The following is an 18,591-nucleotide window of genomic DNA, read 5'->3' on the forward strand; positions in this document are numbered from 1 at the left end:
GGCGTCAGGCTGGCCCTACAATAGGCCGCTTCGCGGTTAACCATCAGATGGACGCGCCAAGGGCGCAGGAAATGGCTGTTTTGAAGAATTCCACCACCCAGATTACCGACTGGCGTCAGAAGCTTCAGTACCGACTGAAGGAAGGCGCGTTGATCGCCCTGGGCGCTATGTGCCTGTACCTGCTGATGGCACTGTTGACCTATAACGTTGCCGACCCGGCGTGGGACAACAGCGTGCAGGTCGAACGCATCATGAATGCCGGTGGCAGCATCGGCGCCTGGCTCTCCAGCGCACTGTTCGGCGCGCTGGGTTACTTCGCCTACATCTTCCCGCTCCTGCTGGCCGCCAAGACCTGGCAGGTGTTTCGCACCCGCAATCAACCCTGGCACTGGAACGGCTGGCTGTTTTCCTGGCATAGCATCGGCCTGGTCTTCCTGATTCTTTCCGGTGCTGCGCTGGGCGATATTCATTTTGCAGCGGCCGCCGGCATGCAGGGCTCCGGTGGTGGCATGCTCGGTGCCAGCCTGGGTGATTTGGCCGTGCATGCGCTGAACGTGCAGGGCAGTACCCTGGTATTCCTGGCACTGTTTCTGTTTGGTTTGACCGTCTTCACCGATCTGTCCTGGTTCCGTGTGATGGACCTGACCGGCAAGATCACCCTCGACCTGATCGAGCTGATTCACGGCGCCATCACCGGCTGGTGGAATGCCCGTAGCGAGCGCAAGCAGATGAAGATTCAGCTGCGCGAGCTGGATGAGCGGGTCACCGAAGTGGCTGCGCCAGTGGTTTCGGATCGCCGTGAGCAAGCTAAGGTTAAGGAGCGTCTGCTCGAACGCGAAGAGTCGCTGAGCAAGCACATGAGCGAGCGCGAGAAGCGCCCCGCACCGGTAATTGCGCCGCCGCCCGTGGCCAAGGCGCCAGAACCGAGCAAGCGCGTGCAGAAGGAAAAGCAGGCGCCGCTGTTCGTCGACAGCGCGGTGGAAGGCACCTTGCCGCCGATTTCCCTGCTCGACCCGGCGGAAGCCAAGAAGGTCGAGTACTCGCCGGAATCGCTCAAGGGCGTTGGCCATCTGCTGGAAATCAAACTCAAGGAATTCGGTGTCGAGGTCGCGGTGGATTCGATCCATCCTGGCCCGGTGATCACCCGCTACGAAATCCAGCCGGCCGCAGGGGTCAAGGTAAGCCGTATTGCCAACCTGGCCAAGGACCTGGCGCGTTCGCTGGCCGTGACCAGCGTGCGGGTCGTGGAAGTCATTCCCGGAAAGACCACCGTCGGTATCGAGATCCCCAACGAGAATCGTCAGATCGTGCGTTTCTCCGAAGTGCTGTCGACGCCCGAATATGATGACGCCAAGTCGCCGGTGACCCTGGCCCTGGGCCATGACATCGGCGGCAAGCCGGTGATTACCGATCTGGCCAAGATGCCGCACCTGCTGGTGGCCGGTACCACCGGTTCCGGTAAGTCGGTGGGCGTGAATGCGATGATTCTGTCGATTCTGTTCAAGTCGAGCCCGGAAGACGCCAAGCTGATCATGATCGACCCGAAAATGCTCGAGTTGTCGATCTACGAAGGCATTCCGCACCTGCTTTGCCCGGTCGTCACCGACATGAAGGAAGCGGCCAACGCCCTGCGCTGGAGCGTTGCCGAGATGGAACGCCGCTACAAGCTGATGTCGAAGATGGGCGTGCGCAACCTGGCGGGCTTCAACCGCAAGGTCAAGGATGCCATCGAGGCTGGCGAGCCGTTGTCCGATCCGCTGTTCCGTCGCGAAAGCATGGAAGACGAAGCGCCGCTGCTCAAACCACTGCCGACCATCGTCGTGGTGGTCGATGAATTCGCTGACATGATGATGATCGTCGGCAAGAAGGTCGAAGAGCTGATCGCGCGTATCGCGCAGAAGGCGCGTGCGGCAGGTATTCACCTGATCCTCGCCACCCAGCGCCCGTCGGTGGACGTGATCACTGGCCTGATCAAGGCCAACATCCCGACCCGCATGGCGTTCCAGGTATCGAGCAAGATCGACTCGCGCACCATCATCGACCAGGGCGGTGCCGAGCAGTTGCTCGGCCACGGTGACATGCTCTACATGCCGCCGGGCACCAGCTTGCCGATTCGTGTTCACGGCGCCTTCGTCTCGGACGATGAAGTGCACCGTGTAGTCGAAGCCTGGAAGCTGCGTGGTGCGCCGGATTACAACGAAGACATTCTCGCCGGGGCCGAAGAGGGTGGCGGCAGCTTCGAAGGTGGTGGTGGTGAAGGCGGTGAGGGCAGCGAGGAAGACCCGCTGTACGACGAGGCCGTCAACTTCGTGCTGGAAAGCCGCCGTGCCTCCATTTCCGCCGTGCAGCGCAAGCTGAAGATCGGCTACAACCGCGCCGCACGGATGATCGAGGCGATGGAAATGGCCGGCGTGGTCAGCTCGATGAATACCAACGGTTCACGCGAGGTACTCGCGCCCGGTTCATCTCGTGACTGAGTGTTGCGTCTCGCGGATGAACCGCTGAATTCGCGGTCTACAGGATTCACGGCAGCCCAGGTGCTGCCGAGCAATGCGGGGTACGGAGTCGCCTCGCCATTCTTATACGGACTCAAGGGGTTTATATGCGTGTTATTCGCCTGCTGATGCTGGCTGCTTTGAGCTTTACCCTGCTGACCGCCCAGGCTGATGAAGAGGCGGCCACCAAGCGCTTGAGCGAATTGCTCAGCCAGGCGCAAACCATCAGCGCGCGCTTCTCTCAGTTGACCCTCGACGCCAGCGGCACTCAGCTGCAGGAAACTGCAGGGCAACTGGCGCTCAAGCGTCCGGGCATGTTCCGTTGGCACACCGATCAACCCATGGAGCAACTGCTGGTCTCCAATGGCGAGAAGGTCTGGCTGTACGACCCGGATCTGGAGCAGGTCACCATTCAGACACTCGATCAGCGCCTGACCCACACTCCCGCGTTGTTGCTCTCCGGCGATGTCTCGCAGATCCGCGAGAACTTCGAGATCGACTACAAGGAAGGCGGCAGCGTGGTCGACTTCATTCTCAAGCCCAAGGCCAAAGACAGCCTGTTCGACAGCCTGCGCCTGTCGTTCCGCAATCGCGTGCTCAACGACATGCAACTGATCGACAGCATCGGTCAGCGCACCAACATCCTGTTCCTCAATGTAAAGATGAACGAGCCGGTCGAAGACCATCTGTTCACCTTCGACATTCCGGAAGGCGCGGACGTCATCCAGGAGTAAGGCGTGGATCTGTTCGGTCGCCAACCCGTCGCGCAGCCCCTGGCTGCGCGTTTGCGTGCTACCAGTCTGGACGAATACGTCGGCCAGGAGCATGTGCTGGCGCCGGGCAAGCCGCTGCGCGAGGCGCTGGAGCAGGGCGCTTTGCACTCGATGATCTTCTGGGGGCCGCCTGGCGTAGGCAAGACCACCCTGGCGCGCCTGCTGGCCAAGGTCACCGACGCGCATTTCGAAACCATCTCCGCCGTGCTCTCCGGGGTCAAGGAGATTCGCCAGGCCGTCGAAGTGGCCCAGCAGCACGCGGCTCAGTACGGCCGTCGCACCATTCTCTTCGTCGACGAAGTGCACCGCTTCAACAAGAGCCAGCAGGACGCGTTCCTGCCCTACGTGGAAGACGGCACGCTGATCTTCATCGGTGCCACCACCGAGAACCCCTCGTTCGAACTGAACAATGCGCTGCTGTCGCGTGCTCGCGTCTATGTGCTCAAGAGCCTCGACGAGGCCGCTATGCGCAAGCTGGTCAATCGCGCACTTACCGACCCGAAAGGCCTGGGTGATCGCCATCTCAGCCTGCCGGACGAGGCCTTTCAGATTCTTCTGGCTGCCGCCGATGGCGACGGCCGTCGTTTGCTCAATTTTCTCGAGAACGCTGCAGACCTGGCCGAGGATGGTAGCGAAATCGGGGTGGAGTTGCTGCAGAACCTGCTGGGCGATAGCCGGCGCCGTTTCGACAAGGGCGGCGAAGCCTTCTACGACCAGATTTCCGCGCTGCACAAGTCGGTGCGCGGTTCCAGCCCGGACGGTGCGCTGTACTGGTACGCGCGTATGCTCGATGGCGGTTGCGACCCGCTGTACATCGCCCGCCGTGTGGTGCGCATGGCCAGCGAGGATATCGGCAACGCCGATCCGCGCGCACTGACCTTGTGCCTCAACGCTTGGGACGTGCAGGAGCGCCTGGGCAGCCCTGAAGGCGAGCTTGCCGTGGCCCAGGCCATCGTCTATCTGGCCTGTGCACCGAAGAGCAACGCGGTGTATACCGCATTTAAGGCGGCTATGCGTGACGCTGCCGAGCAGGGCTCGCAGGAGGTGCCGCTGCACCTGCGCAACGCGCCGACCAAGCTGATGAAGCAGCTCGGTTATGGCGATGAATACCGTTATGCCCATGATGAGCCGGATGCCTACGCGGCGGGCGAGGATTACTTCCCCGAAAATCTGCAGCCGCGCCAGTATTACGACCCGGTACCACGTGGCCTGGAGCAGAAGATCCGCGACAAGCTGCAGCACCTGCGCAACCTGGATGGCAACAGTCCAAGGCAGAGGAGAAAGTGATGATTCGTGTGGCGCTTGCCGTCGCTGTAGGGGGCGCTGCTGGTTCGGTTATGCGCTTTCTGGTTGCCAGCTGGGTAGCCGGCAACTGGCCCCGGCATTTCTACCTGGGCACCTTTGCAGTAAACGTCATCGGTTGCCTGCTGATTGGTCTGCTGTCAGGTCTGTTCCTTACCCGTACCGACCTGCCGCTGGAGCTGCGTACCGGACTGATTACCGGTGTGCTGGGTGGCTTCACTACTTTTTCATCCTTCAGCCTGGAAATCATGAAGCTGATGGATGGAGGTCGCGCCCTCGAAGCGCTCGGTTACCTGGCATTCAGTATCCTTGGTGGTCTGCTGGCTGCCTGGGCTGGTCTGAGCCTGGCCCGATTGGCATCCTGACCCGCTAAAGCTTTACACTCGGCAACCCGCGTCACGCTGGTGGCCGCAACCTTTTTTCGTCGATGTATTGAGACCCGAACATGCTCGATTCCAAACTTGTCCGCACGCAACTCACCGAAATCGCCGAGCGCCTCGCCACCCGTGGCTTCGCCCTTGACGTCGCCCGCTTCGAGGCCCTGGAGAGTCAGCGCAAGTCGGTGCAGGTGCGCACCGAGCAACTGCAGGCCGAGCGCAACAGCCGTTCCAAGTCCATCGGCCAGGCCAAGGCGCGTGGCGAAGACATCGCGCCGCTGCTGGCGGAAGTCGATCAGATGGGCAGCGAGCTGGAAGCCGGCAAGCGTGAGCTGGATGCGATCCAGAACGAGCTGGACAACCTGCTGCTGAACATTCCCAACCTGCCGCACGAGTCTGTGCCGGTTGGCGCCGATGAAGACGGCAACGTCGAGGTGGCGCGTTGGGGCACCCCGCGCAGCTTCGATTTCGAGATCAAGGATCACGTCGCCCTCGGCGAGCAGCACGGCTGGCTGGACTTCGAGACCGCTGCCAAGCTGTCCGGCGCGCGTTTCGCCCTGCTGCGCGGCCCCATTGCGCGCCTGCATCGCGCCCTGGCGCAGTTCATGATCAACCTGCACACCGGCGAGCACGGCTACGAAGAGGCCTACACCCCGTATCTGGTGCAGGCTCCGGCGCTGCAGGGCACCGGCCAGCTGCCGAAGTTCGAGGAAGACCTGTTCAAGATCCGTCGTGAAGACCAGGCCGATCTGTACCTGATCCCGACTGCCGAAGTCTCGCTGACCAATATCGTCGCCGGTGAAATTCTCGATGCCAAGCAGCTGCCGCTGAAGTTCGTCGCCCATACCCCGTGCTTCCGCAGTGAGGCGGGCGCTTCCGGTCGTGATACCCGTGGGATGATCCGTCAGCACCAGTTCGACAAGGTCGAGATGGTGCAGATCGTCGAGCCATCCAAGTCCTTCGAGGCGCTGGAAGGCATGACCGCAAACGCTGAACGCGTGCTGCAACTGCTGGAGCTGCCGTATCGCAAGCTGGCTCTGTGCACTGGTGACATGGGCTTCTCCGCAGTGAAGACTTACGACCTGGAAGTCTGGGTGCCGAGCCAGGACAAGTACCGTGAGATTTCTTCCTGCTCCAACTGCGGCGACTTCCAGGCGCGCCGCATGCAGGCGCGCTACCGCAACCCGGAAACCGGCAAGCCGGAGCTGCTGCACACGCTCAACGGCTCCGGCCTGGCGGTCGGCCGTACCCTGGTGGCGGTACTGGAGAATTACCAGCAGGCCGACGGCAGCATTCGTGTGCCCGAGGTTCTGAAACCCTATATGGGCGGCATTGAAGTGATCGGCTGAGCCGGTACTAAAGCGGGGTGGTGCGGCTGCCCCGTTTACAGGCGGCGCGCTTGGCGATGGGCGTAGGGTGCGCTGTGCGCACCAAGGTCTTTCAGCCTGGTCCGGTGCGCATGGCGCACCCTAAGAGCCCGTCGTTCGCCTTCCCACCTCATTCGAGGCTGATTTATGCAATTCCTTCCGCTGTTCCACAAGCTGCAGGATCGCCTGGTACTGGTGATTGGCGGTGGTGAGGTCGCGCTGCGCAAAGCGCGCCTGCTAAGCGACGCTGGTGCTGTTTTGCATGTGGTCGCTCCGGAGATTCGTAGCGAGTTGCAGGAGCTGGCCGGTCCTGGCGGCATCTTCCTGCGTGGCTACGCGAGCAGCGACTTGCAGGGCGTTGCCCTGGTCATTGCAGCGACCGATGACGTGCCGCTCAATGCGCAGATTTCCGCCGAGGCCCAGGCGTTGGGCATTCCCGTCAACGTGGTGGATGCGCCGGCTCTGTGCAGCGTGATCTTCCCAGCCATCGTCGACCGTTCGCCGCTAATCGTCGCGGTCAGCAGTGGCGGCGATGCGCCGGTATTGGCGCGGCTGATCCGCGCCAAGATCGAAACCTGGATTCCGGCCACCTACGGCCAGTTGGCCAACCTGGGCAAGCGCTTTCGTGAGCGGGTCAAGCAGCTGTTTCCCGACGTGCAGCAACGCCGGGTGTTCTGGGAGGATGTCTTCCAGGGTCAGATCGCCGAGAGCGTGTTTGCCGGCAAGCCGGAGGAGGGTGAGCGCCTGCTGGAGGAGCGTCTGGCCGGTGCAGCGCCACGTGCGCTGGGCGAGGTCTATCTGGTCGGTGCTGGGCCGGGCGATCCCGATCTGCTGACCTTTCGCGCCCTGCGCCTGATGCAGCAAGCCGATGTGGTGCTCTACGACCGCCTGGTGGCTCCCGCCATCATCGAGCTGTGCCGGCGCGATGCCGAGCGCATCTACGTCGGCAAGCGCCGCGCCGATCATGCGGTGCCGCAGGAGCAGATCAACCAGTTGCTGATCGATCTGGCCCGTCAGGGCAAGCGTGTGCTGCGCCTGAAAGGCGGTGATCCGTTCATCTTCGGTCGTGGTGGTGAGGAGATCGAGCAACTGGCGGCGGAAGATATTCCCTTCCAGGTCGTGCCGGGTATCACCGCTGCGTCCGGTTGCGCGGCCTATGCCGGCATTCCGCTGACCCACCGCGATCATGCGCAGTCGGTGCGTTTCGTCACCGGGCATCTCAAGGACGGCAGCAGCAACCTGCCATGGAAAGACCTGGTGGCTCCAGGGCAAACCCTGGTGTTCTACATGGGCTTGGTCGGCCTGCCGGGCATCTGCGAGCAGCTGATTGCTCACGGCCGTTCAGGCGCCACGCCTGCAGCGCTGGTGCAGCAAGGTACCACGCAGAGTCAGCGGGTATTCACCGGTACCCTGGAGACTTTGCCGCAACTGGTGGCCGAGCACGAAGTGCACGCGCCCACGCTGGTGATAGTCGGAGAAGTGGTCACCCTGCGTGACAAGCTGGCCTGGTTCGAAGGCGCCCAGAACCGCATCTGACGCGTTGTGGCTGAAGCCTCGTTATCGGGGCTTCAGCCATCATCCGCCGTCACTCTAGTGCTGAAACACACCTTTACCCGGCAGGCGCTGGCGATCATGTGCGCGGGTGAAATCCTGCTGCGGCCCTTTGGGAACCACGCCAGTCGGGTTGATGGTGGCGTGGCTGGCGTAGTAGTGCGATTTGATGTGGGTGAAGTCCACCGTCTCGGCGATGCCTGGCCACTGATATAGCTCGCGTAGCCAGTTGGACAGGTTCGGGTAGACCTCGATGCGTCGCAGGTTACATTTGAAGTGGCCGTGATAGACGGCATCGAAGCGAATCAGCGTGGTGAACAGGCGGATGTCGGCCTCGGTCAGGTATTCACCGGCCAGATAGCGATTCCTGCCCAGGAGTGCTTCCAGCTCATCAAGCATGGCGAACAGCTCGTCGAAGGCTTCTTCGTAGGCTTCCTGGGTGGTGGCGAAGCCGGCGCGGTAGACGCCGTTGTTCACCGCCGGGTAGATGCGCTCGTTGAGCTGGTCGATGCGCTCGCGTAGCGGCTCGGGGTAGAAGTCCAGGTCGTTGCCGGTCAGGTCATCGAATGCGCTGTTGAACATGCGGATGATTTCCGCCGACTCGTTGCTGACAATGCCGCCGGTCTGCTTGTCCCACAGCACGGGCACGGTGACACGGCCGCTGTAGTGGCGATCATCGGCCGTGTAGCGCTGATGCATGTAGCTCAGGTTGTCGAGGTGGTCGCCGCTGGAGCCGAATTTGCGGTCGAAGGTCCAGCCCTGTTCGCGCATCAGCCAGCTCACCACGGATACATCGATCAGCGATTCGAGGCCTTTGAGTTTGCGCAGGATCAGGGTGCGGTGAGCCCAGGGGCAGGCCAGCGAGACGTACAGGTGATAACGTCCGGCTTCAGCCTTGAAGCCGCCGTCACCACTTGGCCCGGCGCTGCCGTCGGCGGTTACCCAGTTGCGGCGTTGTGCGCTTTCGCGCTGGAAGCGGCCGCTGTTGCCGGTGTTGTACCACTGGTCGTGCCAGCGTCCATCGATCAACAAGCCCATGACGCTTGCCTCCGTTTTGAGTGAGTCTGGAGTCTAACGTTATGAACTCGATTGAAAGGTGGAAAAAGCTGGCTTAAATGATCGGCTGGTTAGATTGAAGGCGCGCATCCCAACGCTGCTGTGCCTGCTGGAACGCTGCTTCACGGGCCAAGCCCAGGCCACGCAATGCGACGGCCATGGTGGCGATCACTGCCAGACGACCGTAAGGGTCATCGTGCTCGCCGCGCCAGAATGCGCCCAGCACGGCTGGGTCGAGTCGTTCGGGTTTGACATGGCGCTGCGCTGACAGCGCAGGCCATTCTTCGTCCCAGTTCTCGCCATCGAGAGTGCCGTAGAGATGGCACGCACCGTCCGGGTTGACCTCGATCTCGCCGCCTTCGCCCTTGATCACGATGGCAGGATCGCCGAGCAGGCGACTGGCTTCGCGGTGCACGGCCTGGTAGCCGGGATGGAAGATACTTTGCAGCCCGCAGTTGGCCCCCAACGGGTTGATAACGCGCGCCAGGGAGTGAATCGGCGAGCGCAGGCCCAGCGTGTTGCGCAGATCAATCATACGCTGTAGCGCCGGCATCCAGTCGCCCAGGTAGCTGTAGGCCAGGCCATGTTGATCGAGCGCCTTTGCCACGCTCTGCCAGTCGCGGCAACAGGGGATATCCAGCGCTGTCAGCAATTGCTCGCTATACAGGCGCCCGGCGGTGTGGGCGCCGCCACCGTGCATGAAGATGCGCACGCCGCTGGCGGCCAGCGCCTTGGCCGCCAGCAGATACCAGGGCAGGTGGCGTTTTTTACCGGCATAGCTAGGCCAGTCCAGGTCGACCTGAATGTCGGGGGCGGCGAGTCGTGGGCGGATGGCCTCGGTGAAGCCGGCGAGCTCCTCGGCGCTCTCTTCCTTGTGTCGCAGCAGCATCAGGAAGGCGCCGAGCTGGGTGTCCTCGACCTTGCCGTCGAGCAGCAGGCCCATGGCTTCGCGGGCCTCCTCGCGGGTCAGGCCGCGGGCGCCGCGCTTGCCCTTGCCGAGAATGCGCACGAACTGGGCGAAGGGGTGTTCGGCGGGCGTGATCAGGTTCATAGGCAATTGGTCGGTTTCGGCAGGCCGGCGAGCTTGGCGGCGAGTTTGGCGGGCGTGCCCTTGAACAGGCGATTGAGGTGCAGGCTGTTGCCTTTGTCCGTGCCCAGTTTCAGGGCTGCGTACTTGATCAGCGGACGGTTGGCCGGCGATAGCTGAAACTCGGCGTAGAAGGCGCGCAGCAGTTCGAGAATTTCCCAGTGTTCGTCACTCAGCTGCAACTCTTCCGCTGCGGCCAGCGCCTCGGCTACGGGGTGTGACCAATCCTGCAGGTCGACCAGGTAGCCGTCCTTGTCCAGGGCGATTTCGCGTCCGGCGACGTTGAGCGTGCTCATAGCCAGCTGTTGACCTTGGCGTAGCGGGTACAGAGCTCGACGAACCCTGGATAGTCCACGACCTGTGCGCGCTCGGGCGCCTGCAGGCCGCGGGCGCTTAGGTCTTCGCCCAGTGCATAGAGCGCAACGCTGGCGGGCATCAGTTGCAGCGCCTGCAGGTTGGTTGTGCCTGGCTGCAGCGCGTAGACCGCATCGCCGCTGAGCAACAGACCATCAGCGGTACCCAACAGACGCAGGCAGCTGGCCAGGCGGCTATCGGCGAACGGCGAATGGGAAAGTATGTGCAGGGTGGCCATTAGAGGGTGATCACCTGGTCATAACGATCAAGGAGGGCGGTCAGTGCGCTGTCGTCCAGTCGCTCTACCGCCAGATTCAGTTCGGCATCGCTCAGGCCGCGCTCGTCCAGGCTGCGTTGGCTGGCGTACAGATCTTCTACGCCGAACATGGGCAGCGCCTGTAGGTTCGCGCCAAGGTCTTTTTGCTGTAGCGCACCAGGCTGCTGCGCTTTGCTTAGCTGGAACACGCCATCGTCGAGAAACAGCATGCCGATGGGCAGGTCGAAGGCGCCGCCGGCCAGGGCGATATCCAGCGCCTCGCGGGCTCCAGGGCCGCTCCAGGGCGCCTGGCGGCTGATGATCAGCAGAGACTTGCTCATTCAGTGGCCTCCGAAGCAGATCAGTCGGTCGGCCTGTTGCGCCGCTTCATGCAATTGGCCGAGGCCGGAAAGCTCCCACGGGGCCTGCAGATTGGCCGCTGGGCGCGCGTAGCGCTGCGCCTCTTCGGCGTTGAGTACACCGCGACGCAGCGCAGCAGCGATACACACCACCGCGTCCAGCCCGTTGGCAGTGACGAACTCGCGCCACTCGCCGGGCAGATCCAGCTCGTCCTGCGGGCTGACCACGTTGCTGGCGGCGCTGTGCACGCCGTCCTGGTAGAAGAACAGGCGAACGATCTCGTGGCCGTCCGCCAGCGCCGCCTGGGCAAAACGCAGTGCGCGTCGCGAGGCGGGCAGATGAGGAGCGGCGAACAGGGCAATGGCAAACTTCATGGCGTTTCCGGCGAGGCAAAACTGCGCCAATGATAAGGCCAGGGTGCCCAGCAAACAAAGGCAGCTGACGGCCGCGCAAGAAAAAGCCCGCCGAAGCGGGCTTGAAGGGGGACGAAAGCTGTCAGTCGTCGCCGCCCATGATGCCGAAGATCTGCAGCAGGCTGACGAACAGGTTGTAGATCGATACGTACAGGCTGATGGTGGCCATGATGTAGTTGCGTTCACCACCATGGATGATGGCGCTGGTCTGGAACAGGATGCAGGCCGAGGAGAACAGCACGAAGCCGGCGCTGATCGCCAGTTGCAGGCCGCTGATCTGGAAGAAGAAGCTGGCAACCACGGCGCCCAGCAGAACGAAGAAGCCTGCCGTGATGAAACCGCTGAGGAAGCTCATGTCCTTGCGGGTGGTCAGCACGTAGGCAGACAGGCCGAAGAACACCAGTGCGGTCATGGTAAAGGCGGAGCTGATCACCTCAGCGCCGTTGGCCATGCCCAGGTAGCGGTTGAGGATCGGGCCCAGGGTGTAACCCATGAAGCCGGTCAGCGCGAGCGTGGAAAGCAGGCCCCACGAAGAATTGCGCAGCTTGGCGGTAAGGAAGAACAGGCCGTAGAAACCGATCAGTACGACAAAGATGTTCGGATAAGGAACGTTGGCGCGCTGCGAGATGAACGCCACCAGGCCGCTGAAGGCCAGGGTGATGGCCAGTAGGCCATAGGTATTGCGCAGAACGCTGCTGACTTCCTGTTGCTCAACCTGAGAATGGTTGAGTGCATAATCTCGCTCTTGCATGGCGACGCTCCTGTTGTAAGAGGCTTTCAAATTCGAATGTATCGGATCATAACAGAGCGGGATTGCCTGCCAAGACTTAGAGTTTGACAGTGTGTTGCGTTCCGGTAAGATTGCCGCCCGCACTGCTGCGGAGGTTTGAGCGTTAGCCTCCGCACTCAAGAATCTGGAAGCGTGGCCGAGTGGTTTAAGGCAACGGTCTTGAAAACCGTCGATGGGCAACTATCCGTGAGTTCGAATCTCACCGCTTCCGCCAATTCTCCAAAATTGCTACGACGCAATTGCTGATCCTAATCTGGCGCTTGCTTTTTGACTCCCGTGCGCCAAGCTAGGTCAGGCCCTGGCTTTTTGTTAAGGTGACCGGCAAGTTCAATCTCACCGTCGTTGCACGGTGGCTGACAAGGTGCAACGAGGTGGCGATTGATTAGGGTCCTGGTTGTCGACGATCACGATCTGGTCCGCACGGGCATCACCCGTATGCTGGCCGATATCGACGGTCTGCAAGTCGTGGGCGAAGCCTGCACTGGCGAAGAAGCCCTGCTCAAGGTTCGCGAACTCAAGCCCGACGTCGTCCTGATGGATGTCAAAATGCCTGGTATCGGCGGCCTGGAAGCCACCCGTAAGCTGATGCGCAGCCATCCCGATATCAAGGTCGTCGCCGTTACCGTGTGCGAGGAAGATCCTTTCCCGACGCGCCTGCTGCAGGCGGGCGCCGCTGGTTATCTGACCAAGGGTGCAGCGTTGGATGAGATGGTGCAGGCCATTCGCCTCGTATTCGCCGGCCAGCGCTATATCGACCCGCAAATCGCCCAGCAACTGGCGCTGAAATCTTTTCAGCCGCAGAACAGTGGTTCGCCATTCGACCTGTTGTCCGAGCGCGAAATCCAGATCGCGCTGATGATCGCCAACTGCCACAAGGTGCAGAACATCTCGGACAAGCTGTGCCTGTCGCCGAAGACGGTCAATACCTACCGCTACCGCATCTTCGAGAAGCTCTCCATCACCAGCGATGTCGAGCTGGCTCTGCTCGCGGTGCGCCACGGCATGGTCGACGCCGTCAGCTGAAAATGTCTGCCCCATTCGATCCGAGTGCCTTCCTGGCGACCTGCAGTGGTCGCCCCGGCGTCTATCGCATGTTCGATAGCGAGGCTCGCCTGCTGTATGTCGGCAAGGCGAAGAATCTCAAGAAGCGTCTCTCCAGTTACTTTCGCAAGACCGGTCAGGCACCCAAGACGGCCGCGCTGGTCGCACGTATCGCGCAGATCGAAACCACCATCACCGCCAACGAGACCGAGGCACTGCTGCTCGAGCAGACCTTGATCAAGGAATGGCGGCCGCCTTACAACATCCTGCTGCGCGACGACAAATCCTACCCTTATGTGTTTCTCTCCGACGGCGACTTTCCACGGCTCGGCATTCACCGGGGGGCGAAGAAAGCCAAGGGGCGCTATTTCGGCCCTTATCCCAGTGCATTGGCGATTCGCGAGAGCCTGAGCCTGCTGCAGAAGACCTTTCTGGTTCGCCAGTGCGAGGACAGTTACTACAAGAACCGCACGCGACCTTGCCTGCAATACCAGATCAAACGCTGCAAAGGTCCCTGCGTCGGCTTGGTCAGTCCAGAGGAGTACGCCGAGGACGTGCGCCACTCGGTGATGTTTCTCGATGGCCGCAGCAATGCACTGAGCGAGGAGCTCTCGGCCAGCATGGAAAAGGCCTCGATGGCCCTGGAGTTCGAGCGCGCCGCTGAGCTGCGTGATCAGATCTCCATGCTGCGCCGCGTGCAAGACCAGCAAAGCATGGAAGGTGGTACCGGCGACGTCGACGTGGTCGCGGTGATGCTCACCCCCGGTGGCGCCTGCGTGCACCTGATCAGCGTGCGTGGCGGGCGCGTGCTGGGTAGCAAGAATTTCTTCCCGCAGGTGGCGATCGAAGAGGAGGGTGGCGACGTGATGATGGCCTTCCTCGCTCAGTACTACCTGGGCAATGCCGAGCGCGACCTGCCCAGCGAGCTGATCGTCAACGTGCAGCATGAAGATTTCGCCACGCTGATCGAGGCCATCGAGTCGTTACGCGGCCGTAGTCTCAGCATCAGCTTGCGCGTGCGTGGCACGCGAGCCCGTTGGCAGCAGCTCGCCGTGACCAACGCCGAACAGGCGCTGGCCGCACGCCTGGCCAACCGGCAGCATCTGGCCGAGCGTTTCGAGGCGCTGGCTACCGTGCTGGAAATGGACGAGCCGCCGCAGCGCATGGAATGCTTCGATATCAGCCATTCCAGTGGTGAGGCGACGGTCGCCTCCTGCGTGGTATTCGGTCCCGAAGGCCCGCTGAAATCCGATTACCGGCGCTTCAATATCGAGGGCGTGACCGCCGGCGACGACTACGCCGCGATGCACCAGGCGTTGACTCGGCGCTTCAGCAAGATCAAGGATGGCGAAGGCAAGTTGCCCGATGTGCTGCTGGTGGACGGTGGCAAGGGGCAGTTGGCCATGGCGCGCGAGGTACTGCAGGAGCTGGCCGTGCCGGATCTGATTCTGCTTGGTGTGGCCAAGGGCACGACGCGCAAACCTGGCCTGGAAGTACTCTACCTGAACGACGCTGAGCATGAGTTCACCTTGCCCGGCAATTCGCCAGCGCTGCATCTGATCCAGCAGATCCGTGATGAATCGCACCGTTTTGCGATTACTGGGCATCGTGCTCGCCGCGGCAAGACGCGGCGCACCTCGACGCTGGAAGAAGTAGCAGGGATCGGCCCGAAGCGGCGGCGCGAGCTACTCAATCACTTTGGCGGGCTGCAGGAATTGTCCCGTGCCAGCGCGGAAGAAATTGCCAAAGCGCCCGGAATCAGTAAAAAGCTCGCCGAGTTGATTTATGACGCTCTGCACAGCGAGTAGAATGCCCGCTCACCTCGCAGCCTAGTTGTGCCGATGAATATCCCCAACTTGCTTACCCTGCTCCGGGTCGCGCTGATCCCGGTCTTTATCCTGTTGTTCTATTTACCGTTCTCCTGGAGCTATTGGGCTGCCAGCGGCGTCTTCGCGATTGCCGCCGTGACCGATTGGCTCGATGGCTACCTGGCCCGCCGCTGGGAGCAGGGTACGCCTTTCGGCGCCTTCCTCGACCCGGTGGCGGACAAACTGATGGTGGCGGTGGCATTGGTGCTGCTGGCGGCCGAACACTCCAATCTCTGGCTGACCCTGGCTGCCGCGACCATCATCGGGCGCGAGATAGTCGTCTCAGCGTTGCGTGAATGGATGGCCGAGCTCGGTGCTCGGGCGCATGTCGCGGTGTCCAACCTTGGCAAGTGGAAAACCGCAGCGCAGATGCTGGCGCTGGTCATCCTGCTGGGTAATCCACCGGTGTTCACCTTCTGGGTCGTGCTCGGATATATCTTGCTGGTGGTCGCAGCCGTGCTCACATTGTGGTCGATGCTGCAGTACCTGTTGGCCGCCTGGCCGCACCTCAGCACGACCTCGGAAAAGAAATAAGTATTTTTGAATCAAAGGGTTGACGGCGCGATTCGATTCTATAGAATGGCGCCCGTCGACAAGACAAGCGGGAATAGCTCAGTTGGTAGAGCACGACCTTGCCAAGGTCGGGGTCGCGAGTTCGAGTCTCGTTTCCCGCTCCAGTTTTACACGAGTCGCCAAGGCGGCTCGTTTGCTTCATGGCTGAGTTGCAGAGTGGTTATGCACCGGATTGCAAATCCGTGAACGCCGGTTCGATTCCGACCTCAGCCTCCAATTCGAAAAGCCTCGTAGATCACTGATCTACGAGGCTTTTTTCATTATCCCGGGCAAGCGTTGCGTGCCTTGCGGGTAAGCGAAGGGCTGTATATAGTCCGGTCCTTCGCACAGCGCTACCGCCCGAATGGCGAAATCGGTAGACGCAGGAGACTTAAAATCTCTCGCTCGCAAGGGCGTGCCGGTTCGAGTCCGGCTTCGGGCACCATTTAAAATCAAGCACTTACAGATATCGGCTCTCTTCCCACTTTTTCCGCAATTCCAGTTTTTTTCCGCAATTACCTTGTTGGCGACACTTTTTTTCCTCGCCGCTCCCTGATGTAATGCTCCGTCATGACTACCGTGGTGTGGCCAAGCTGGTCTCTAGCTTTCAGGATGTCTCCGCTTGATTCAGCCGTGTCGGTGCCTGCTTTGGCCCGTAGATCACGTAGCTGAAACTCTGCTTTTTCGATACCTGCCGCCTTTCTAGCCTTGTCGAACCGGGAGCGGAGCATTGCCGGAGTCATAGAGGTTCCATCCTCCGCCACTACCAGTCTGGTCGAGCGCACTTTGTGGCCTGCTTTTCGAGCTTTGATCCTTTCCAGTAGCAGGCGAAGTTCGCCTGTAACCTCAATGCGGCGTTTGGTGCCAGTTTTTGACTGCTTTACATGCAGATGTCCGTCTCTGATGTCTCGCTCGTCCATACGCAAGGTATCTCCAGGACGTTGTCCTGTCAGATAAACCAAGTCCATCGCATCGCGTAAGCCAGAATCCGCTTCTGAGTAAACGGCATGGAAGAGGCTGTCTTCGATGTAGACGTCGCGTCCCTTTTCCTTGTTGCCTTTCACTCCCGCGCACGGATTAGCAAGAGCGGTGTAACCCATCTCTCGTGCATAGTTCCAGATTGCTGAGAGAAGAGCCTTCTCCCTGTTCGCGCTAATCGGAGCGGTTTGCCGCCAGCGTAGATACTGGCGAATGTGTTGAGGCTGGATCGCTTCAAGTGGGGCTGGCGGGTCGTCGAAAAACTCTAGTAGCTTGCGTAGTTCTTGGCGATTTTTCGTTTGGGTACCGGGGGCCTTGGTAGGAATAATCTCTACTTGGTATTTCCCTGCCACATACCCGAACGTAATGACTTTCTGTTGTAGCTCTGTAGCTGTTCTATCGCGCTCAAGTTCAGCGTACTTCATTATTGCCAGACCGTAATCTCGACCAAGGGGAATCTCCTTCCTTGGTCGACCTCCGGTGTCATAGAAGTAGTATGTCGTGCTCCCGCGTTTTCGCTCACGCAGGCGCGGAATTGCCCCTAGGTTTGTTGGTCTTCGTCCCATCTATCCTGCCTTCCTCGACCTCCAGGTCACTTCTCGCTCAACGCTAACCTTCGACACTGGCAATAGATTGGCCGCAATCACACATGGCCAGCCATTTGCTTTGATCGTATGGGGTATGCCGTTTCTGCGTAGGACCTCGATTTGCTTCGCTCTTATCTTGGCGCCAGTCAACTCACAGACTTGCTCGTGGCTCAAAAACTGTATCGCTTCCATGGATAACGATCCCGCCGATACCATACCGGCGATTGTGTGATACGTGAAAGGTGTCTATTTGGCACCATATGGCACGTTCTGGTGTGCCTCAACCGGGAGGAGAGGATTGCAGAGTAGAGAAGGGCAGATTCGCTGGGGCAGTTGGCGTCACAGGCGTTGCAGCATCATCCGTGGACTGATTGTCTCAGCGTTGGAGGGAGGCTAAGCAACGCTCGCTATGTGGCCAGCTGGATGAGATCGTCCAGCAGCTCACGGACGCCGCGCCTGTAGAATGTCCCTCTGATCGATGAGGCTACCGATCTCTCTAAGCTACCACTAGCGCCCATCGCAGCTGAGATGACACGCCTTGAGGCGCTGTTCAGTGCTGACAAGATCGTGCGGGATCAGTACACGACGCTAGCAGCGCGTATTGCGCAGGAAAACACTGCACTTCAGGTACTCGAATCACGCCTCGCTGATGCAGTTGGAGCCGAGGCCCGTCGCAAGGCCTTGCAAGCCGAGCGTAATGACACGTACGGACGCGTTTTCGACGCAATTATTAACGAGCAGAACGCGTTGGCCAGCTTGTATGAGCCATTAATGGCCCGGCTCGCAGCATCTTCCGGCACCCTCAAAAAACTCAGCTTCTCGGTTCGCCGCATAGCCGATGTTGAAAGCTGGGGAACAATCGCCGAGGAGGAACTGCTTGATCGGCGGAAGGCTGGTCCATTTTATGGCCGCGGCTCGCTAATCAAAGCAGCCATCCAAGAACTAAAGGCAGCGTGGGAAACCGGCTCGGCACCGGAAGTGCAGGAAGCGATGACCTCCTTCATGGAAAAGTACAGCAAGGATCTGCTAACACATGCGCCTTATGTACAGTCCCTGTTGCCGCTGACCGAAAACTGACCCAGTAGAGGCTGTTCTGCCGACTGAAAACTGACCCAGGTGTTCAACTGCTTCTGCTCAATTTTTGAGCAGGAGAACACAGGGTGATCAGTATGGAAATGATGGGCAAAATTCGCCGGATGTATTTCCGCGACAAGCTGTCGCTGCATGAGATAGCCAAGCGCACCGGGTTGGCGCGCAACACGATTCGCAAGTGGGTCAGAGCACCTGAGGCCAAGCCGCCGGTCTACCAACGCCGCGCGATCTTCAACAAACTCAGCCCTTTTCACGCCACGCTGGAGCAGGCGCTAAAAGCCGATTCGCTGCG

The 18,591-nt window shown here is 60.7% G+C and carries 19 protein-coding genes, 4 tRNA genes and 1 pseudogene; 15 read left to right on the forward strand and 9 right to left on the reverse strand.

Annotated features, from left to right (window positions below):
- The first annotated feature begins 71 nt into the window (after positions 1 to 71).
- The 6 genes from ftsK to cysG all read left to right on the forward strand — a co-directional run bounded on the left by ftsK (position 72) and on the right by cysG (position 7,850).
- The gene (gene ftsK / locus BLS08_RS08130; protein WP_370731136.1) at positions 72 to 2,477 is read left to right on the forward strand and encodes a DNA translocase FtsK; all 2,406 of its coding nucleotides are present in this window, start codon (positions 72 to 74) and stop codon (positions 2,475 to 2,477) included.
- A gap of 125 nt (positions 2,478 to 2,602) precedes the next feature.
- Positions 2,603 to 3,229, forward strand: a complete 627-nt coding sequence (lolA, locus tag BLS08_RS08135; RefSeq protein ID WP_017677060.1) for an outer membrane lipoprotein periplasmic chaperone LolA — start codon at positions 2,603 to 2,605, stop codon at positions 3,227 to 3,229.
- A 3-nt stretch (positions 3,230 to 3,232) separates the two neighbouring features.
- On the forward strand, positions 3,233 to 4,555 hold the full coding sequence (locus BLS08_RS08140; protein ID WP_017677059.1) for a replication-associated recombination protein A: 1,323 nt from the start codon (positions 3,233 to 3,235) through the stop codon (positions 4,553 to 4,555).
- Complete coding sequence (gene crcB / locus BLS08_RS08145) at positions 4,555 to 4,935, forward strand: fluoride efflux transporter CrcB (RefSeq protein WP_017677058.1); 381 nt, start codon at positions 4,555 to 4,557, stop codon at positions 4,933 to 4,935. Before BLS08_RS08140 ends, crcB begins: the two co-directional genes overlap by 1 nt.
- 80 nt (positions 4,936 to 5,015) lie before the next feature.
- The gene (gene serS, locus BLS08_RS08150; RefSeq protein WP_017677057.1) at positions 5,016 to 6,296 is read left to right on the forward strand and encodes a serine--tRNA ligase; all 1,281 of its coding nucleotides are present in this window, start codon (positions 5,016 to 5,018) and stop codon (positions 6,294 to 6,296) included.
- 165 nt (positions 6,297 to 6,461) lie between these two features.
- A complete protein-coding gene (cysG, locus tag BLS08_RS08155) occupies positions 6,462 to 7,850 on the forward strand; it encodes a siroheme synthase CysG (RefSeq protein ID WP_017677056.1) in 1,389 nt (462 codons plus the stop codon).
- Positions 7,851 to 7,904: 54 nt separating this feature from the next.
- Here the strand turns inward: cysG and BLS08_RS08160 are convergent, their stop codons facing one another.
- From BLS08_RS08160 to BLS08_RS08190, 7 genes are all read right to left on the reverse strand, one after another.
- Positions 7,905 to 8,903, reverse strand: a complete 999-nt coding sequence (locus BLS08_RS08160; protein WP_017677055.1) for a glutathione S-transferase family protein — start codon at positions 8,901 to 8,903, stop codon at positions 7,905 to 7,907.
- 73 nt (positions 8,904 to 8,976) lie between these two features.
- Positions 8,977 to 9,972 (reverse strand): glycosyl transferase family protein, encoded by a 996-nt coding sequence (locus BLS08_RS08165; RefSeq protein WP_017677054.1) that lies wholly within the window; start codon positions 9,970 to 9,972, stop codon positions 8,977 to 8,979.
- Positions 9,969 to 10,304 carry a TusE/DsrC/DsvC family sulfur relay protein gene (locus BLS08_RS08170; RefSeq protein WP_017677053.1) on the reverse strand — a complete coding sequence of 112 codons (336 nt, stop codon included), beginning with the start codon at positions 10,302 to 10,304 and terminating at the stop codon, positions 9,969 to 9,971. The genes BLS08_RS08165 and BLS08_RS08170 overlap by 4 nt, the downstream gene beginning before the upstream one ends.
- Positions 10,301 to 10,600 carry a sulfurtransferase complex subunit TusB gene (tusB, locus tag BLS08_RS08175; RefSeq protein WP_017677052.1) on the reverse strand — a complete coding sequence of 100 codons (300 nt, stop codon included), beginning with the start codon at positions 10,598 to 10,600 and terminating at the stop codon, positions 10,301 to 10,303. Before tusB ends, BLS08_RS08170 begins: the two co-directional genes overlap by 4 nt.
- Positions 10,600 to 10,959: a sulfurtransferase complex subunit TusC gene (gene tusC / locus BLS08_RS08180; RefSeq protein ID WP_017677051.1), complete on the reverse strand. Its 360-nt coding sequence runs from the start codon at positions 10,957 to 10,959 to the stop codon at positions 10,600 to 10,602. The genes tusB and tusC overlap by 1 nt, the downstream gene beginning before the upstream one ends.
- Positions 10,960 to 11,352 carry a sulfurtransferase complex subunit TusD gene (gene tusD, locus BLS08_RS08185; protein ID WP_017677050.1) on the reverse strand — a complete coding sequence of 131 codons (393 nt, stop codon included), beginning with the start codon at positions 11,350 to 11,352 and terminating at the stop codon, positions 10,960 to 10,962.
- A gap of 121 nt (positions 11,353 to 11,473) precedes the next feature.
- Positions 11,474 to 12,142, reverse strand: coding sequence for a Bax inhibitor-1/YccA family protein (locus tag BLS08_RS08190; protein ID WP_021489164.1), 669 nt, complete (start codon positions 12,140 to 12,142; stop codon positions 11,474 to 11,476).
- 165 nt (positions 12,143 to 12,307) lie between these two features.
- Between BLS08_RS08190 and BLS08_RS08195 the strand changes: the two genes are divergently transcribed.
- From BLS08_RS08195 to BLS08_RS08225, 7 genes are all read left to right on the forward strand, one after another.
- A tRNA-Ser gene (locus BLS08_RS08195) sits at positions 12,308 to 12,395 on the forward strand.
- A 164-nt stretch (positions 12,396 to 12,559) separates the two neighbouring features.
- The gene (gacA, locus tag BLS08_RS08200; RefSeq protein WP_017677048.1) at positions 12,560 to 13,204 is read left to right on the forward strand and encodes a response regulator transcription factor GacA; all 645 of its coding nucleotides are present in this window, start codon (positions 12,560 to 12,562) and stop codon (positions 13,202 to 13,204) included.
- Positions 13,205 to 13,206: 2 nt separating this feature from the next.
- Complete coding sequence (uvrC, locus tag BLS08_RS08205; protein WP_055985575.1) at positions 13,207 to 15,030, forward strand: excinuclease ABC subunit UvrC; 1,824 nt, start codon at positions 13,207 to 13,209, stop codon at positions 15,028 to 15,030.
- A gap of 33 nt (positions 15,031 to 15,063) precedes the next feature.
- Complete coding sequence (gene pgsA, locus BLS08_RS08210; protein ID WP_055985578.1) at positions 15,064 to 15,624, forward strand: CDP-diacylglycerol--glycerol-3-phosphate 3-phosphatidyltransferase; 561 nt, start codon at positions 15,064 to 15,066, stop codon at positions 15,622 to 15,624.
- Between the two features lie 67 nt (positions 15,625 to 15,691).
- A tRNA-Gly gene (locus BLS08_RS08215) sits at positions 15,692 to 15,767 on the forward strand.
- Positions 15,768 to 15,805: 38 nt separating this feature from the next.
- Positions 15,806 to 15,879, forward strand: a tRNA-Cys gene (locus BLS08_RS08220).
- Positions 15,880 to 16,000: 121 nt separating this feature from the next.
- A tRNA-Leu gene (locus BLS08_RS08225) sits at positions 16,001 to 16,087 on the forward strand.
- A gap of 70 nt (positions 16,088 to 16,157) precedes the next feature.
- Here the strand turns inward: BLS08_RS08225 and BLS08_RS08230 are convergent.
- Positions 16,158 to 17,186 carry a tyrosine-type recombinase/integrase gene (locus tag BLS08_RS08230; protein ID WP_090336330.1) on the reverse strand — a complete coding sequence of 343 codons (1,029 nt, stop codon included), beginning with the start codon at positions 17,184 to 17,186 and terminating at the stop codon, positions 16,158 to 16,160.
- Positions 17,187 to 17,423, reverse strand: coding sequence for a DUF4224 domain-containing protein (locus BLS08_RS08235; protein WP_371916359.1), 237 nt, complete (start codon positions 17,421 to 17,423; stop codon positions 17,187 to 17,189).
- Between the two features lie 312 nt (positions 17,424 to 17,735).
- Here BLS08_RS08235 and BLS08_RS08240 point away from each other — a divergent pair, with 312 nt between their 5' ends.
- Both BLS08_RS08240 and BLS08_RS08245 read left to right on the forward strand, forming a co-directional pair.
- Complete coding sequence (locus BLS08_RS08240) at positions 17,736 to 18,284, forward strand: hypothetical protein (protein WP_244155368.1); 549 nt, start codon at positions 17,736 to 17,738, stop codon at positions 18,282 to 18,284.
- 101 nt (positions 18,285 to 18,385) lie between these two features.
- Positions 18,386 to 18,591 (forward strand): annotated as a pseudogene (locus BLS08_RS08245) (IS21 family transposase); the annotation flags it as partial.

The sequence above is a fragment of the Ectopseudomonas chengduensis genome (assembly GCF_900102635.1).
GTDB classification, from domain to species: domain Bacteria; phylum Pseudomonadota; class Gammaproteobacteria; order Pseudomonadales; family Pseudomonadaceae; genus Aquipseudomonas; species Aquipseudomonas chengduensis.

Excerpts from the sequence above, each read along its gene's own strand:
- ftsK (WP_370731136.1), top strand. The coding sequence starts at position 72 with ATGGCTGTTTTGAAGAATTCCACCACCCAGATTACCGACTGGCGTCAG.
- lolA (WP_017677060.1), top strand. The coding sequence starts at position 2,603 with ATGCGTGTTATTCGCCTGCTGATGCTGGCTGCTTTGAGCTTTACCCTG.
- crcB (WP_017677058.1), top strand. The coding sequence starts at position 4,555 with ATGATTCGTGTGGCGCTTGCCGTCGCTGTAGGGGGCGCTGCTGGTTCG.
- serS (WP_017677057.1), top strand. The coding sequence starts at position 5,016 with ATGCTCGATTCCAAACTTGTCCGCACGCAACTCACCGAAATCGCCGAG.
- cysG (WP_017677056.1), top strand. The coding sequence starts at position 6,462 with ATGCAATTCCTTCCGCTGTTCCACAAGCTGCAGGATCGCCTGGTACTG.
- BLS08_RS08160 (WP_017677055.1), bottom strand. The coding sequence starts at position 8,903 with ATGGGCTTGTTGATCGATGGACGCTGGCACGACCAGTGGTACAACACC.
- BLS08_RS08165 (WP_017677054.1), bottom strand. The coding sequence starts at position 9,972 with ATGAACCTGATCACGCCCGCCGAACACCCCTTCGCCCAGTTCGTGCGC.
- BLS08_RS08170 (WP_017677053.1), bottom strand. The coding sequence starts at position 10,304 with ATGAGCACGCTCAACGTCGCCGGACGCGAAATCGCCCTGGACAAGGAC.
- tusB (WP_017677052.1), bottom strand. The coding sequence starts at position 10,600 with ATGGCCACCCTGCACATACTTTCCCATTCGCCGTTCGCCGATAGCCGC.
- tusC (WP_017677051.1), bottom strand. The coding sequence starts at position 10,959 with ATGAGCAAGTCTCTGCTGATCATCAGCCGCCAGGCGCCCTGGAGCGGC.
- tusD (WP_017677050.1), bottom strand. The coding sequence starts at position 11,352 with ATGAAGTTTGCCATTGCCCTGTTCGCCGCTCCTCATCTGCCCGCCTCG.
- BLS08_RS08190 (WP_021489164.1), bottom strand. The coding sequence starts at position 12,142 with ATGCAAGAGCGAGATTATGCACTCAACCATTCTCAGGTTGAGCAACAG.
- uvrC (WP_055985575.1), top strand. The coding sequence starts at position 13,207 with ATGTCTGCCCCATTCGATCCGAGTGCCTTCCTGGCGACCTGCAGTGGT.
- pgsA (WP_055985578.1), top strand. The coding sequence starts at position 15,064 with ATGAATATCCCCAACTTGCTTACCCTGCTCCGGGTCGCGCTGATCCCG.
- BLS08_RS08230 (WP_090336330.1), bottom strand. The coding sequence starts at position 17,186 with ATGGGACGAAGACCAACAAACCTAGGGGCAATTCCGCGCCTGCGTGAG.
- BLS08_RS08235 (WP_371916359.1), bottom strand. The coding sequence starts at position 17,423 with ATGGTATCGGCGGGATCGTTATCCATGGAAGCGATACAGTTTTTGAGC.
- BLS08_RS08240 (WP_244155368.1), top strand. The coding sequence starts at position 17,736 with ATGACACGCCTTGAGGCGCTGTTCAGTGCTGACAAGATCGTGCGGGAT.